The following is a 17,704-nucleotide window of genomic DNA, read 5'->3' on the forward strand; positions in this document are numbered from 1 at the left end:
TTTGGCGTCCACCCGGGAGAATCCTACGACAAAAGGTAGTCGCGGAGCGACGGCAGATGAAACATCTCTCACCTCCTCCGGCGCAGCACCAGCACCCCGGCCCCAAAAGCACCCACCCACGCCATGTCCGGCTCGGGGACGGCGATGGTTCCGCTGATGACGAGGTTGTCCAGGGTGAGATACCGCGTGGTCGTTCCGGAGTTGTCGATGAACGGCATGTAGAACGTGACCGAAGTGCCCGGCAACGCGGCGAACCCACCACCGAGCGGCACGGCATTCACCACCGGATTCCCCGAACCGATGAAGCCGATGCGCGTAAGAGTGTCTCCGATCACATCATCGAATCCATCCAGGCTGGAATAGACCCGCGCATTGTGGCCGTTGGCACTGGTGTTGTCGTAGAAGAGGTTCGTCCCCGTCAGCTCCATCGACAGGCTGGTGAGCGTGACCACCTTGTCATTCGGAATGGTGACGGTGAATGAATAGTAGGCGTTCAATCCCAGCGCCGCGCCGGTATTGGTGGAGGGCGTGTCGAGGCCGGTGATCCGCAGGGCGTTCGACGCCCCCTCGTCGGTTGGACTTCCCGCGCCGGAGCCGATCATGAAATTGCTCACGGTGACCCCGGCGGCGATGGCCTCCGGTCCCAGCGTGGGCACCAGCGATGGCACGCCGCCGACATTCGTGAAGGTGAAGGTCGCCAGCACCGCGCCGGAGGCGGAAGCTGCGAAACCGAGAATGGCCGCGACAATGGGGAGAATTTTCATGGGCTGGGGGATGGAAATCGAAGGCAGCGGATGAGGCCCGCTCCCCGCCCGTCCATTCACGTCGAGGAGAGCGCGAAGCGGACCCGTTCCCGTGCATCAGGAAGCGGAAACGCGGAGACGGGCGAAGATGCGGTTTCCGCTACCACGCGGAATGGTCACGGTGATGATCTCCGTCTGCGCATCGAGGGTGATCACGGAGACGCCGGGCGAGGAATCGCCGGTGGTCACGCCCACGTGGAAGGACTGCCAGGTGGAGAGATTGTCACTGGCCTCCACCGAGAGGGAGATGTCGCTGGTCTCGGAGTTGACATTGCGGATGAAGGCGATGGTCCAGTTCGTGCCGTCCGAGCTGGTCATGAAGCTGCTGGACGACGCGGTCTTCGGATCGGTGCCGAGGACGTATTCCACCGCGTTCGGGATGCCGTCGTGGTCGTAGTCCGCGTTCGGAGCGCCATCGCCGGACGGATTCATGCCCAGCCCCTGGGACCAGGTGGTGTAGGGGCTCGCGCCAAATACGAGGTTCACCGTACGATTCACATCGTCATACTGGATGAAGAATCCCGATGGCAGGGCGCCGGGATTGAACGTGCCGGTGCGGGTGCCGGTGTAGCGCGCCACCGTGTAGGAGGTCAGCGTGGTCGCCTGGAGCACGGCGGTGGTCAGCGTGGCATTGGTGAGGTTCAGGTTTCCGGTCACATCCAGCAGGTCGCAGGTGCCCGCCTTGAGCTGGCAGAGATAGCTGCCGCCATTGAAGGAAAGGTCGTGCGTGGGCAGCGTGCCGACGGTGGTCGCCGTGCTGCCGGGCGAGACCACACCGGCCACGGTGGTGCTGCCCGCGATCGAACCGAAACCGGCGAGCGTCCCGGCCGCGCCAACGCTGACCTGGGTGGAAGCCAGAGCGGCATTCAGGTAAAGCGTGCCCGCCTGCACGGTGGTGCTGCCGGTGAAGGTCTGGGCGGTGGTGAGTGTCTGGCTGGCCGTGCCTTTCTTCACCAGCTTCACGGTATTGGTAGCACCATTCTGAATGATGCCGTCCCACGTGTTGTCGGCGGTATTGTTGAGGGTCAGCGTGGCATCGGTAGCGGCATTGTTCTGCACGCGGGATGCGCCCTTGTTCACGGTGTCCGTCACGATGCCACCCAGCTCCTGCGCATGGCCGTTGAGATCGAGGATGCTGGTGCCAACACCATTGGTGCCGATGTTGAGCAGGGCGTTCGGGGAAAGCCCGTTGTCCACACCGAGAACGACGCTGCCACCGTAGATGGTGGAGGTACCCGTCCAGTGATTGTTGGCATTGGCAAGGGTGATGGTGCCATTGCCCGCGGTGGTGCCGCGGAAGATCACGTTGCAACCGGCGACGGCCTCGGTGATCGCGCCGTTGAGCACCAGCGAGGCACCCTCCTGCACACCGATGCGGACCGGCGAGGCGGTGACGCTGACGGCACCATTGAGGGTATTGGTTCCCGCGGAGCTGGAGATCGCACCGCGCGAGCCGGCGAGGATCTCGGTGCCGGTGAAGGTGCCGGTATAACCCGCGCCGGTGACGGCGATATCCTTCGGAATCGTCACGCCGCCGGACAACGCGATCTGCGCGCCGGCCTTGACCGAAACAATGCCGCCCGCGGAGAGCGCGCCGGAGTTGGTCGCGCGCACCACGCCGGTGCTCACGGTGGTGGTGCCGGTATTGGAGTTCGGCACATCCAGGGTGAGGACGTTCACGCCCTTCTGCTCGAAGTTCGACTGGAGGCCGCCGGACAGGCCCGGGATGGCGCTCTGGCTCAGGTGGGTGGTGCGGTTGAGGGCGATGGTGCCGTTGTTGACGAGCTGGCCACTGCCCAGCGTGCCCACTCCCCCGCCCCAGCCGATGGTCAGCGTGGTGCCCGCGTCGACGGTGGTCTTGCCCGTGTTGGTGTTGTCGGCATGGATGATGAAACGGCCGCCGCCGGTGAAACGCACGTCGCCCGCGGGCGAACCGCCGTCTACCATCGCACAGGTGAAACGCTTCTCACCCACCGTGTCCGTGGACTCGAAGGTCGCGCCGTTGGAAAGGATGCGCAGAGCCGGGCCGACATTGGTGTTGCGGACCCACTCCTGATCGGTACCGGTGACGGAAGCGCGCAGCTTGCCGCCGTCGATGTTCAACTGGAGCGTGCCGGTAACGTTGTTCGTTTCCAGGATGGTGCGCGTTTCGACCACCCCGCCGGAGTTGATGTTGATGCTGGCGCTGCCCGCACTGCCCGCGAACGTGCCGAAGGAAATCACATCCGCGGTGAAGGTGGAGCCGGAATTGACCGTCACGCTGGCATTGGCCGCGGCGGTGCCACGGGTCAGGACGCCGAACTGGCCGCTGGAGGTGAGGTTGCCGCCGGAGAGGACGAGCTGCGCCGCGCCGGCATAGCTGTTGGTCTGGCCGCCACCGACGAAACTGGTGTCCCCGCCATTCGCCACGATAGTGCCGCTGGTGACGGTGAGCTTCGAATTTCCGGTGTCGTTGTTTCCGATGACGATCGAACGGCCTTCCGCGCTGCCGGTGGTGCCGGTGTAGGTGGCGGTGGTGCCGAGGTCATAGAGTGCCGTGGCGTTGATGTTCACGCGGGTCACACTCGAACCGGTGCCGGGTGCGATGGCGGAGGAGGACCAGTTGGTATCGGTGTTCCAGGCATCGCTGGTGGTACCGTTGAAGGTGTAGGTCGTGGCGCGGGCGGCGGAGTTCCAGGCCGCGAACATCGCGAGCGAGAGGAAGAGCGGACTCGGTTTCATGGTTTTTGAGAGGGTGGCGGACGGGCCGGATGGATCTGCAATGATGGGCTCTTCCCGGATCGGAAGCGGATGGACGCCGCCCCGGAATGGAACGGCAGGACGGGAGGAACTGGCTGGCAACCTACCCAAGCCGAATTGCTCGTCAAAACAAATTTGTGTGTTTTTTGCGCAGTAACCATGAAGACACATTGTGACATCGTTTGTTTCCTAGCGCACATGAGGGATTTACGCCGAAATGAAGGCCACTCATGGTGGAAGCCGATGCCGGGAGTGCCCGGAATCGCTTTTATATTCATATAATTCTGGATATGAACGGCTCAAATCAGGCCGCCACCACCATTCCACCCGCCCATCCACTCCTTGCAAAATCGGATATACGCCCTAGATCAAAATCCGCGCATACGATATTTTTTGTCTGTTTTGCGCTACAATCATCGCGCGACCGTGGTGCCTCTTCGTACGTAGTTCCTCCTTTAGGAGGGTTTCTGACGCGTCGTCGCTCCACCCAGCCCTCCTAAAGGAGGAACTACATACGAAGACTTCAGTTTCCCGTCACCACGAGGCGCAGGAATCCCGCCGGAGCGGTGCCGCGCGGAATGACCGCCTTCATCTGGCGGGTGGTGTCATTCTCGCTCACGACCACCGGGATGACCTCCACATCCACCCAGGTCACCATGTCCGATGAACGTCGTACTTTGTATGACGTATTCACCAGGGTCTTCGACATGGAGAACGTCAGCACGATGTTCCCCTGCCCGTCCTGGGAACACACCAGCGGGCTGCCCGGCTCCGCCACCAGGGGCGACCTGCCGAAGAAATACTCCAGCAGGTTCTGGCAACCATCCTTGTCCGGGTCCGCGTTCGGGCCGGTGATGAGTGGATCGGTCTGGCCGGAGAACGATGCGGCGGACCACTGGGCGAAAGTCGCGGCAGCGACCGTTGCCGTGAGCGTGATGCGCACCTGCCCCACGGTGGAGGTATCGAACGTGGCGGTATAGCCCGCCCCCGTCGTGTCATTCCATGTGAACACCGGCGATCCGGTGATCGCTGCGGGGGTGGACAACAAGGTGTAGGTACCGGGTGAAAGCGTGCCGCCCAGCAAGGCCGGCACCACCGTGATCGCACCATTCAAGACCGCCGTCCCTGAGACGGTCAGACCGCGGGTCACCGTGGAATCGACTCCCAGCGCGAGCCTCGCTCCCGATCCCAGCGTGAGATTCCCTCCCACCGTCCCGGTTCCACCGACCGTGGCACCGGAGGACGCGGACACCGCGGTGGCACCAAGTGAGCCGGTGATCCACAACGAACCGGTGGAAACGGTGGTTGCTCCGGTGTAGGTGCTCGCTCCTGCCAGCGTCCATGCGCCGCTGCCGCTCTTGGTGATCGCTGTGAAACCGGTGCCGTTCTTGATCGCACCGCTGAACAGGGCGTCCGTGTTCGCGCCGCCCACGTTCCACGTCATGGTGCGCCCCGCGGTGGGACCACCGCGCAGCTCGCCCGTGCCGGTCAGTTCGCCGATGGTATTGGTGAGGCCACTTGGACCGAAATTCACCTGCATGTACATGCCCACGCCGGTGGCCAGATTGATCCGTGCGGTGCCGAAGCCGTTGGTGTTGTTGATGCGGAAGTCGCCACCGTTCGGGCCCTTGGTCACATTGATCAGACCGGTGAAGGCGCTCCAGTTGCCGGTGATGTCACAGCGCACGTAGTCGGTCTGGAAATTGAGCGTGCCCGCTCCGCTCACCGTCCCCGACAGGGTACCGCGGCCGAAGGCAACCAGCGAACCGCTGTCACCCGCCGCCACTTGGATCGCATTCGGGAAAGTGCCCGCGCTGGTGCTGCTGCTGCCGAGGCTGTAGAGCCTCAAGGTGCCGCCATCCAATGTAACCGGGCCCGTGCCGAGCGCGCCGCCATTCGCCGCAGCATCCAGCAGCGCGATGGTGCCCGCCTGGATCACGCTGCCGCCGCTGAAAAGATTCGCCGCACCCAGCGAAAGCGTGCCGGTGCCGGTCTTGGTAAGGAGACCCGCACCATCGATGCCGCCGTTGGCCGCCGTGAGCGTGTAGTTCTTCGTGGTATTCGCCACGCTGACCGCACCGGGCGTGACCGGACCGGCGATGGTGATCGCATTGACCGATGAGGTGTCATCGAACACCGCGCTGTCCGGAGACAGGAAGACCTCGCTGCCACCGTTGAGCAACCAGTTTGCCGCCACGGTATCCCAGGTGGTTCCAGCCGTACCGGTCCAGGTGAGGGTGCCCGCCCCGCGCTTCACCACGATCTTGATGACTCCGGCCGTGGTGGTGTCGAAGGTGGCGGTCTGGTTCGATCCCACAGGTGGATTCCACACCAGCACGGGCGCGCCGGTGAGCGTGCCCGAATAGGTGGCGATGGTGTAGGTGCCCTGGGGAAACGCACCGGTGCCGGGCACCGGCGTGATGACGATGGTGCCGTTCGTCGTCAGGTTTCCATTGATGGTGAGGCCTGACACCACGCCATTGACAGCGGTGAAGGCGAGCTTGCCGCCGCTCTGGATCGCCACGTCACCGGTGATCGATCCACTGCCGCCGAGCGTCGCACCGTTCTGCACCGTCACCGCACTGCCGGTGAGCGATCCGGTCACCACCAATGCGCCCGCCTGCACCGTGGTCGCGCCGGTGTGGGTGCAGGCTCCGCTGAGCATGAGCGTGCCGGTGCCAACCTTTGTCAACGCGGTGATGCCGGTGCTGTTGCCGATGGATCCTGCATACAACGAATCCGTATTCTTGTTCCCTACCTGCCACGTCAGCGTGCGCCCGGAGGTCGGCCCGCCACGCAGGGCGGCGGTGGAGACACCAGACAGCTCGCCCATGGCCAGCGTCACGTTGCCACTCATCGTGAGGTTGTAGTAGGCGTAGGCATTGTCGCCCAATGTGACCGCCGCAGCCGCATAGCCGGATGAGTTCGCGATGCGGAAATCCCCGAGCACCGTGAGCCTGCCGCTGAAGGCCGACCAGTTGCCCTTGAGATCCGTGCGGACATACGGCGAGTAGAACGTGAGATCGCCCGCGCCGGTGAGGCTGCCCGTCAGGCCGCAACGTCCGTCCGCATCGATGCGTGCCACGCCACCCGCAGGGACCGCCACATTCCACGCCGCGGTCTCGCTGGCCTGTACGTCCGCCATGGAGAGCGTGCCATTGTTGATCGTGATCAGTCCGCTGCCGAGGCCGCTGGTATTCGGCGTCGATCCGGCCAGATAAATACGGCCGCCATTGAGGATGGTGCCACCGGTGTAGGTGTTCGCACTGGCGATCAGCAGCGTACCCGGACCGGTCTTGATGAGGGCACCGCTGCCACTGATCGTGCCGCTGGATTGAATCGAGCTGTTCGCGAGCGCGATGTCGATGGTGCCGCCGGAGCTGCCGAGCGTGAGATTGCGGTTCGTGTTCGTTTGCGAAGCGGTGAGGCTGAGGGTGCCGCCATTGAGAACGAAATTCGATGCCGCCGCGCTGGATGCGCCGATGGAACTCGGAGTGCCCGCATCACCCAATGCCGATACGGCGAGCACACCGCCATTCACCACCGTGGGACCGGTGTAGCTATGGTTGGAGGAAACGAGCGTGAGCGTGCCGCTGCCGCTCTTGGTCAGGCCGCCACTGCCGGAAAGGCCACCCGCACCATTGAAGGTGTAGTCGTTGCTCGCATTCACCGTCACTCCGGAGACAGGCAGCGTGGTCGCAAGCGACACCGTCGGGCTGGCCGCTCCGGTGTTGTCAAAGGTGACGGTGTCCCCGGAAACGAAGACATCCGGAGAGCCCGCGCGCAGCCAGTTCTGGCTGGAAGCGAGATCCCAGTTCGCGCCGGTGCCACGCCACGTCACGGTGGCCGCGGCGCGTGTGACCGGCACCGTCAGGCGGATGGAGCCGCTATCCGCGGCGAGCGTGTAGGGTGTGCCCGCGGGCACCACCACGGCGAGATTCGAAACGCTTCCGGTGAGCGTGCCGGTGTAGGTGGCGAGCGTATAGGTGCCGGGAGCGAGCGCGCCGTTCAGCGGATTCACCACGATACTCACCTTGCCGGACAGCGAGAGATTGCCGGTGATCGCGAGGCGGTCGTTGGCCTTGGTGGTGCCGGATGAATCATCGGACAAGTCCATGGCGAAGGCCGCGCCATCCTCTGCGGCGAGTCCGTTGCCAAATGCCAGCGCACCCGCACTACCCATGCCCAAGCCGGGCGTGATCGCACCGCGGTACTTGATCGTGACCGGCTGGGAAAATTGGCCGGTGCCCGCGATCCGGCCGCCGGTATTCCCACCTGCCGCCGCTCCGCCCCAGGTGCCCCCCCACACGGTGACCGGGCTTCCTTGCAGGCTGCCATTCACCACCAGCGCGCCATCCCAGACGGTGGTCTTGCCGGTGAAGGCATGCGTTCCGCCCAGCGTGAGCGTTCCCTTGCCCGCCTTCATCAGCGTCATCGCACCACCCAGCGAACCACTGCCGGTGAATGCGTAATCCTTCGGACTGTAGACGGTCACGGCTCCCGGCTGGAGCGTGCCCATGAGCGCCACCGCGGTGGTCGCGTCCCCGCCGATGTCGAAGCGCACCGTATCGCCGTTGGCGAAAGTACTATTCGTCCCGTTGTTCAACCAACTCGGGGTGATGCCGGCATCCCAGGTGGTGGCACCGCTGCCACCACGCCACACCAGCTTCGCATCCACCATCGGCGGAGGTGGCGGCGGGGTCATGTCCGTGCCGAGGTAATAGTCGGTATAGCTCGATTGCACGTAGCCCTTGGTCGTCGCCTGGATGCGATACTGGGGATTGTGCATCAGGGTGTAGATCCGGAACGGCTGGCCGTTGCTGGTCTTCACCACATCCGGGATCTTCGTCGTGTAGATGCGCAGCTCGGAGTTGTCGTTTGCCACCACCACCAGCTCCTCGCGCCAGTCGCCGAGGATGTCGCCCCAGAAGGCGGGTCGGCCGCCGTAGGCCTGATACACGCCGGGCGAGGTCTCATTGTAGATCGTATAGGTGCGCGACTGGCTGCCGGGATACTGGGGATTGAACCACGCGATGGCCGGGGCCTCCGCACTGCTGCCAACGGTGGCAATGAACTGGCGTCCGAGATATGGCTTCGTCAGCCCCGGAATCGCCGAGGAAACAGTGCCCGCATCCACACCCCACCAAATCGTCTCCGGCGGGAACGGCTGTTGGCTGAAAAGCGCGTTGCCCTTGCTGTCATAGACGTTCGGCTGGGTGGAGAACATCTCGATGCCCTTCGTACTCGGATCGAAATCCCCCACCACCCCGCGGCCGACATCCACCACATCCCCTGCATACCACTTCCGGATGACGGCACTCTTGTCCGCAGCATGCAGCACGGTGGCGAGACCGGTGCCATTGTTCTGCTGGATGAGGAAGGTTTCGAGACCGGGGCGGTCCGGGTCGATGTCCGTGATGTGGAAGCGGTCGCCGTGGACGACCTCGTTGAGCACGCCGCCGTTGATCTGGCCGGAGCCATCCGATTTCAACACGTGGCCAATGTCGCAGTATTCGTCCTTCCCATCATTGTCCACGTCCGCGAGGCGGATCTGGTGGGCGGTGGCGGTATGGCCGCTGAAGGGCCACGTCCAGCGCTGGGAGAGCACGCCGCCGCGATAGTCCCAGGTGGTGGCCACGTCATTGAAGCTCTCGTCCGGATTGCGGTTCGAAGCCTGATAGAAAATGGAAGGCTTCATGCCGTCCGCATAGACGATGCCCATGTGGGCATTCATGTGGGTGCGCGTGACCCATGCCGCCGGCACGGGAATGGTGGCGCGCGCTTTCTCGACACCGGTGGTGCCCTCCAGAATGGAGATGTATTGCACCTCGTCATCCGGCGCGGTGAGCGTGGTGCCATTGGGAAAGATCACGCCATTCGCCGTGCGCACGATCACCTCCGCCTTGCCGTCGCCATCGAGATCGTAGACCGTAACATTGTCCCCGTGGCCGATGCCGATGGAGGATGAGCCCGGCGTGATGTTGTAGTGGTCCACGCTGTTCGGCCCCATGTTCATCTGCCAGAGCAGCGTGCCATCGCGCTTGTAGGCCTGGAGCCACTGGCGGGCCTCGACGTTCGGATTGCTGCGGTCGATGACGAAATCGTATTCGCCATCGCCATCGAGATCCCCCACCCAGCAGAACTTCACGTCATAGGAAACGCCCGCCGCCGCATCGTCCGGCGTGGGTTGCATGGGCACGGAGAGATACTGGCGCGCAGACGCGTTCAAGGGCAGCGTGCAAGGTCCGCTGGCGAGGTTCGCCCACACGTCCGCGAGCTCCACGCCATTGAGCACCGGCCTTACCGAATAGGTGTAGGCGGTGGTGGAGAGGTTGCCCGGCGCATCCACGTAGTTCGTGGTGGTGGTGATGGGCGAGCCATTGACCTTCACCGCGGCCGCGCCATTGGCGGAGCGGTAGAGATTGAAGGCGACTTCCTCCGGATCATTACCCAGCAAGCGCCAGCCCACGTACACCTGCGTGCTGCTGGTGCGGATGGCGACCACCCCACGGCCCAGCCGCTCCATCTGTCGCTGGGCGGATGCCACCCATGGAACACCCAGCAGAAATACGAACCAAACAAGGGAACATCGGACGCGAAACATGAGGGCGGGTTTTTCAGTTTCTGTTTCAGGAGTGCCGGAACTGCTGGAGGGAAAGCACGAGGAGGATCACGAGAGCGATGATCCCGATCACCGCGGGCAGCCATCGCGGGCCCTGCTGCGCGGGAGTGGATGAAGGGATTCCCGGCGCTGTCGTCGGGACGGACACGATGGCGGCAGCCGGTGCCGCGCGCTCCGCGAGTGGGACGGGAGTGCGGATGTCCAGCGTGTCCCGCCCCTCGCCTCTTTTGAGCAGCGGATTCAGTCCCAACACATGGCCCGCCGCATCCACCACCTCGAGCGATCCGCCATAACCAGGCGGAAGCTTGTTCAGATAGACGGCGCGGAAACTGAGACCGGACGGACGTTCCACGGGATAGACCATCGAGAACACGGCCTCGTTGTTCCGGATGGCGGCGAAGACCCGTTGCGGATCCAGTTTCCGGCCATCGGCGGAGGCCTCGTAAAGTACGACGCGCTCCGTAGCCATGCGCTCCAGCACGGCGGCATCCGCCAGCGGCTCCCCGGCGAGGAGCCCCGCGATCTCCAGGGAGGTGGTGATCACCAGTTCCACTCCATCGCCATCCAGTCGCGCACGGGCGCTGCTCTCATACGGCTGGTGCGCCAGCGCGGATGACACTCCTCCCCACAACAACACAATCGCGAGGAAACGACGGCAGGCTGTGAGGGAAGCGGCCATGGTTCCGCCTCAAGACTTTTGCAAGGGCGACTCCGCAGTCATGCCCCGCGCCCCGCCCGCCGCCAGCAGGCAGCAGGCGGCAAACGCGCACCGGAGGAGGAGTTGGAACGGGCGGCCCATGATGGAGTTTTCCTACTATCCGACTAGTACATATCCACACAATCGATCGCACAGCCCGGGGCAAGGAATCCCGATCCACCGTTTCCGGAAGTGATCCGGATCTCCAGCTTGTTGGCCCCGGTGGTGAATGCGCTGGCCGGCACACGATAGGTGTAAGTGGTGTTGTTCCCACGCCAGGTGCCGATGGTCATGCCGCGCGAGTCCGGCTGGGACGAAGACTTCTGCAAGGGCGAGGACCAGGCATTCACGCCCACCTGCGGACGCCCTCCGGAAAACGCGGTGGTGATGCCGATGCGCACGGTGCGCTCCTTCACCTCGGCGGGCTTGAGATCGAAGTTGATGGCGATCGGATCATTCACACCACGCCACTGGCATGCGGGAAAATCGGCAGGGTTGCTTTTTCCGATCACATAGGCACCCGGGTTCCAAGGTGCCTGACGGCTGTCGGAGGGATGCATGCGGGGGATGTTCGCGCCATTCCGGAACTCCAGCGGTGTGCCGTCCCAGGTGCCGATGCGCCAGAGTGCGGGCATGCGGGATGGATCATCGGTGAGACGAATCGGTGGAAGGTTCGTCACCTGTCCCGCGATCACCTTCACCGGTGCGGTGTGTACGCCCAGTTCGTTCTTGTACACCGTCATGGTGTAGTCGCCCGGCTTCATGCAGGGGCTGGTAGCGGAGCCATCGCCACGCGCGGCCTCCATCCAGTACTGCGCGGTGGGATTCGAGAAGGCGATGGTGTAAGGTATGGCCGGGTCCCTGTCCTCCAGTCCGAGCACGGCCACCCGGCCGCGGCCGCTGGCGGGAATCCAGCCGGTGAGACCGAGATCCGCCATGAAGCTCATGTCCGGCATCGCGGGAGTGGTGCCTTTGGTGAACATCAGCGCGTAGGGACCATGGAGCACGCCGGTCCGACACTTCTCGGTCTGGGCATGGCCGGAGTTCATGTAGTTGTATACCTCGCTGTCCGATCCGCTCTGGTTCTGGATGTCCCGGAAGAACGGCCCGCCGCTGGAGCTTTCCCGATTCCCATAGGCCATGTAAACGCCGCGCCCCGTGCCGGTGACGCCGCGGATGGCGAGCTCCTTCGCGCGCTGGTTGCCATAGTACTTGCTGCGGGTGGTTCCATCGGCGAGGCCGAAGACGTCCTTCGATTCCACACCGCGCGTGTTGTCCCGGGTGGTGGACTCGGCGGGAGTCCCGGGAAACAACGGTCCCTGGAGACGGGTGATCCAGCGCAGCTCGCCCACGCGTGGCTCATTGCCCGCGTAGGTGGCCATGTAGATCACATTCTCGTTCTTACGAACGATGTAGTAGTGGGTCATGTTCGCCGCCACCTGGTTCTCGCCCGTGGTGGTGACGGTGACCTTCACCAGATTGGCATCCGCGGTGACGGCGGTGGTGGTGCCCTGCGAGCCGAGACCGGAGGCGATGGCCGAGGCCTTGCCGCGGTCGTTCAGCTCCGTGCCATCCAGCTTGATGGAATCGATGCTGCCGCTGGCACGCATGACCCGGAAGACGAGCCCCGCGCCGCTGTCCACCGTGTGCCACTTGTCATCCGTGACGACACCGAAGGCGGCATGCGCGCGATCCGCGAGAAGGGCGATCGTGACGACCACCGCGACCGTGGCGAACCGGAGGGAAAATCGTGACACGTTCATCTGGAGAAGGAGGGATATGGCGTATTCCGCCACCAACACCCGATCACGGAATCGTCCGTCATTTGCGGGCGTTCCGACAATAACCCGTAAGGATTAGGATGAATAGAGGAGCATGATGTGCAGGCGACGATCGGCAAAGGGATTATCGGGATGAGGGAAAATCCACCCTGACTGAAGTCTTACGACTCCAGCTACGCAGAGCGAAAATCGCGCCGCCCGGGAGGCAATCCGGACGGCGCGATCGCATCGCAACGGGTCACTCCTACTTGGTCGCCTTGAGGCGGCCGAAGAGCTTCCCGGACCCAGATAAAGTGCGTGGCACGGTGACGGTGATGGTCTCCGGAGAGCCCGCCGCCACGTTGATCGTCACCCCGTTCGCATCCGGACCGGAATTGGCGGCGCCGATGGCGACGGCCGTCCATGCGGACAGGCCGGTGCCGTATTCGAAGTTCAAGGTCACATCGGATTTCGAATCGGTGTTGCGGGTGAAGGTGAAGACGTAGCTCGTGGGATTCACCGCGAGATGCGGCGTCACGCCGGAGGACGATGCGAGCGGATTGCCGCCGAGCACGTATTCCAGCAGGTTGAGGATGCCGTCGTGATCCGGATCATCCCCCGCTCCACTTTCAAATCCGGGGGCACCGGTGAGTCCCTGCGCGGTGGCCCAGCTCGCATAGCCCGCCACCGTGAGCGTGAGCACGCCGGTGGATTCATCGAAGGTCCAGGTGTTCGAGCCATCGACCTTCGTCCATACGTTCGCGTTTTCGGTGAAGCCGGTGACGGTGAAGTTCGCGCCGAAGGTGACGGAGCCGAGCGCCGTGCGGTTCACCAGCGTCCAGGTGTTGCCATTGGCGAGAGCGGCACCGGTGGTGTCGATGTTGAAGTCGCCGTCCAGCATGACCGATCCGGAGATGGTGCCGGTGACGGAGTTGGTGACACCATTCGCCCCCGGCTTGAAGGCGAGCGCGCCATTGTCCGGGAGGATGAGGCCGCCCTCATTGACGTTGGTATTGCCGGTGTAGGTGTTCACACCGGAAAGCGTCAGCGTGCTGGCACCCACCTTGTTGATCACGAGGGCCGCGCTCGCACCGTTTGCAAACACTCCACCAAAGCTGCTGTCCACCGGGAAACCTCCGACGGTCTTGCCACCGATGGTGTAGGCCGCCGCACCGGTGTATCCGCCGCCACCCCCGGAGAGCACGCCGCCGGTGCCGATGAGCTGGCCGATGGTGATGGTGCCGCCGGACGGACCAGCAAGGCGGACGAAGCCACCCAGTGAACCGAGATTCAACGTCAGGTTGGTGCCACCACCTGTTCCATTGAAGCGGAAGCCCACACCGCTGGCGGTGATGGTGCCACTGAATCCGGTCAGTGTGCCGGTGAGATCCGTCACCCACGCATTGGAAAGCGTGATGGCACCGGAGCCGGTGACCGTGCCGAGGCCGAGGATATTGGAGCTTCCCGTCTTGGCGATGGTGTGGGTGCCGTTGGCGATGACGGTGCCGAAGTTGGCGGCTGCCGAGCCGGTGGAGATGCCACCGGTGCCATTGAGCGTGATCGCTCCTGTCGGCAGATTGACAGTGCCGCCGATGAAGACGGTACCACCATCAATCGTGACGCCGCCATTCGCAGTGCTCGTGCCGGTCAGCGTGAGATTGCCGGAACCCGCCTTGTGGAAGAGTCCGCTGCCGCTCGTCGCACCCGCAATGGTGATGGCGTTCGCTCCGGTGTCCAGAGTGACGATGCCGCCGGAAAGGACGATACCGCGGTTCGCTGCCAGCGTGAATGCGCCATCCGTGATCAACGTGGTGCCCGCGGCGAGCGTCAGATTGGTTCCAGCCGCGGAGGGCACTTGTCCCAACGAGAGATCCGAGCCGATCCTCAAGGTGCCGCCATTGACAACGTTCGCTCCGGTGTAGGTATTCGCCGCAGGGAGGCTGAGCGTACCGGTGCCGGCCTTCACGAATCCGCCCGCGCCATTGTTGCCCACCGGTTGCGAGAGCGCGACATCGTTGCCGTTGGTATCGAATACCGCCTGGCCGTTGAAGGTCACGGTACGGCTGATGGAGTAGTCATCGGTATTCCCCGCCGTGTAACGGAGCGTGCCGCCGAGGAACGACAGCGACCCGGTGCCCAGACCACCGCCGACGACCGCGAGCGTGCCGCCGCCGCTGATGATGGTGCCGCCGCTGTAGGTGTTCGGCACCTGGAGATCGAGCATCCCCGCGCCGGCCTTGGTGAGCGAGCCGGTGCCATCGATGGCCCCGGAGATGACCAGCGTTTCACCGGACGAAATGGTGGCGATGGTGTTCGACGCCAGGGTCACGCCGGTGGCGATGATCTGGCCCACATCCCCGGGGACCGCCGGGACGGAGGTGTCCGTGAGATTCGCGGTGCCGGTGCCGTTGTTGAAGATGAGATTGCCACCGCTGCCCGCCAGGAAGATGTAGGCGAGCGGGCTGTTCAGATTGAGCGCGGCCACGGTGCGGTCCCCATCCAGCGTGATCATGGAACTGCCGCCGAGCACGTTGCCGAAGTTCGCGGTGTCACCCGTGGCATTCGGGATGGTGCCGCCGGTCCAGTTCCCCGCGGTGCCCCAGCTTCCTCCGGAGGAGGACGACCAGGTGCCGGTCTGGGCGAGACTGCCACCGATGGTCATGGTGATGGCGGTACCGGTGCTGGCGAAGGTGTAGGTCAGTCCGCCGAGCGCACCGGAGGCGACGGTGAAGGAGGACGGGGAGAAGTTCGCGATGCTGGCCGCGGTGAAGAGCGTGTAGGTATTGCCCGGCGTCATCGCGCCCGGACCGGCGAGGCCGAGGTTCACCACCTGGCTCGCACCGAGTGTGAGCGCGCCATTCACATGGATCTGGTCCGAGCTGCTGCCCGTGCCGAGATCCACATTCACCGTCGCGCCGCTGCTGAGATTCAGCGTATCCACGGTGAGCGTGCCGATGGTCCCGGTGCCGCCCGGGATGAGGCTGGTGCCCGCACCCGCGGTGACCGTGCCGGTGACGCTGCCGGTGCCGCCCAGGGAATTCCCGGAGAGCAAGGTGAGGCCGGGGGTGGAAACATCAAGCACGCCCGGAGAAGTCACGGTGATGGCCTTCGAGCTGGCGATGGAGTTCTTCGTGAAGAGCGTGCCGTTTGTCACCGTGGTGGGACCGGTGTAGGTCAGCGTACCGGTGAGGGACTGGATGAAGGTTCCGGACTTCGCGATGCCCAGCGCGCCGCCGCCGGTGCCATCCTGGATGTTTCCGGCGAAGGTGCCGACCCCACCCGCACTGATCGTGAGCGTGGCCGGGGTGGCGGAGGCATTCTGGAGGACCGGCAGGGTGGCCGCGAGAATGGGCGAGGTATTGACCGCGCCGATCGTTCCATCCACGCCACCGGTGGTGAGGATGCCGCTGCTGTTGTTGGTGAAGGTGAGCGCATTGCCGTTGAAAGTGCCGCCGGTGGTCAGCCTCAGTTCGCCCTGGTTCAGGTAGATGCCGCCTGTGAAGGTGTTCGCACCGCCCAGGGTGAGCAGGCCCGGACCGGCCTTCGTCAAGGCGGTGGTGCTGGTGTTGTCCGCGATGATCGAGTTGATCGCGAGGCTGGTGGTGCCCTGGCCGAACTGGTGGACCACGAGATCCGCACCCGCCGCACCCTTCAACGTGCCGCCGGTGATGACGTTCGCGAAGCCGGTGGCCACCGCGCCGGAGACGAGGATGCCGCCGGAGCTGATGGTGTTCGTGCCGGAAAGGTTGACGGTGGATGACTGGGCCGCGGCAAAGCGCAGGCTGTTCGTGGTCACGTTGTCATAGGTCGTGTTGCTCGCCAGCGTGACATTGGTGTTGGTGGTTCCACCCCAGGTGTCCGTGGTGTAGGTGGGCGCGGCGAAGGTGGTCAGCGTGCCAGCGGTCGCGGCACCGCGCGGGAAGTCGGTGGGGTTGGTCGCGGCCGCATTGTTCGCCCAGACCAGCCAGCCTCCGATGATGCCATTGGTGCTGGCGGTGGTGCCGCTGACGGTGCTGCTGTTGTTGCTGTTGGTGATGCTGGCGGTCGCGCCGACTCCGCCGCGGGTGACCGGACCGAAGTTGGTGACCATCCTGCCGCCGCTGTTGCGGAACTGGTCGAAGTAGGACCAGCCGGGATTCACCTGCAGGCCGCTCAGGTTCTGCGTATAGGTATTGTTCGTCCCCGTGGTGAAGCGGACCGTGGCACCGCTCGTGATCATCTGGGTGCTGGAACTGAGACCGGAAGTGAGCGCGGGATAGCTGATGTTGACGTTCACTCCATTGAACGTGGTCGCTCCGGTGTAGGTGCTGGGATTCGAACTGTTGAGCGCCACGGAACCCAGACCGGTGAATGTCAGCGCGCTCGCGCCACCGCCGATGCCACCACCATTCGTCAGCGTGCGACCGGTGGGCACCAGCCAGGACTGCGAGGCACCAAGCGTGACCGGCGCGTTGATCGTGAGGTTCGCGGTCGCACCGGTCATGTCGATGCCGGTGCCGGAGATGCCTGCCAGCGTGAGGGTGCCACCGCTGGCGGCGACGGTGATGTTGGTCGTGTTCTGCATCAGCATCCCGCCGAAGCTCACGTTCGCAGCGACGCCAACGCCCGAACCGGTGGCGGTGATGGCATTCGTCCACTGGGCGATGTCGGCGGATGTAGGAACCACGCCGCCGTTCCACGCCGCCGGAAGGTCGAGCGTGCTGGCGTTGTTGAGGCGCGTGATGGTCGCGCCGTGGGCGGACAGGCAGGAGACGATCGTGATGAAGAGCGGGAGTCCGGACTGGAGGGGTCGCTTCTGGAATGGGGCAAGGATTTTCATGGTTTTTGCGCGATAGCGGGGGTTCCGGGCGGCAGACGGACAACAAACACCTTCCTTGTTTATTTTCAGATGGTTAGGAGGCGGATCGACAACTACCCGGCAGCACGGATACCGGACATGAATTGAAAGCAACAATTTCAAACATTGGCCTCCTGACCCGCTTCTCTCAAGAAGAAACCGGCAAACTACCACATTCGGACTAATAATCCCACATTTACCCAACTCATGAAAAACCCGCGTCGCAATGGGTTCCGCTCATGGCAT

General features: G+C 64.1%; 6 protein-coding genes. All 6 read right to left on the reverse strand.

The genetic code is table 11. From position 1 onward, the window contains the following. Positions 1-68: 68 nt before the first annotated feature. Complete coding sequence (locus tag KBB96_RS10610; RefSeq protein ID WP_211629384.1) at positions 69-764, reverse strand: hypothetical protein; 696 nt, start codon at positions 762-764, stop codon at positions 69-71. 96 nt (positions 765-860) lie between these two features. After that, entirely contained in the window at positions 861-3,524 is a 2,664-nt protein-coding gene (locus tag KBB96_RS10615) for a beta strand repeat-containing protein (RefSeq protein WP_211629385.1), read from the reverse strand. A 541-nt stretch (positions 3,525-4,065) separates the two neighbouring features. Then, positions 4,066-10,146: a rhamnogalacturonan lyase family protein gene (locus tag KBB96_RS21235; RefSeq protein WP_211629386.1), complete on the reverse strand. Its 6,081-nt coding sequence runs from the start codon at positions 10,144-10,146 to the stop codon at positions 4,066-4,068. 25 nt (positions 10,147-10,171) lie between these two features. Beyond that, the gene (locus KBB96_RS10625; RefSeq protein ID WP_211629387.1) at positions 10,172-10,843 is read right to left on the reverse strand and encodes a hypothetical protein; all 672 of its coding nucleotides are present in this window, start codon (positions 10,841-10,843) and stop codon (positions 10,172-10,174) included. Between the two features lie 143 nt (positions 10,844-10,986). Then, positions 10,987-12,618, reverse strand: a complete 1,632-nt coding sequence (locus tag KBB96_RS10630; protein WP_211629388.1) for a rhamnogalacturonan lyase B N-terminal domain-containing protein — start codon at positions 12,616-12,618, stop codon at positions 10,987-10,989. 268 nt (positions 12,619-12,886) lie between these two features. Further along, positions 12,887-17,440 carry a beta strand repeat-containing protein gene (locus KBB96_RS10635; RefSeq protein ID WP_211629389.1) on the reverse strand — a complete coding sequence of 1,518 codons (4,554 nt, stop codon included), beginning with the start codon at positions 17,438-17,440 and terminating at the stop codon, positions 12,887-12,889. Positions 17,441-17,704: the final 264 nt, after the last annotated feature.

It is taken from the genome of Luteolibacter ambystomatis, from assembly GCF_018137965.1.
In the GTDB taxonomy this organism is placed as follows: domain Bacteria; phylum Verrucomicrobiota; class Verrucomicrobiia; order Verrucomicrobiales; family Akkermansiaceae; genus Luteolibacter; species Luteolibacter ambystomatis.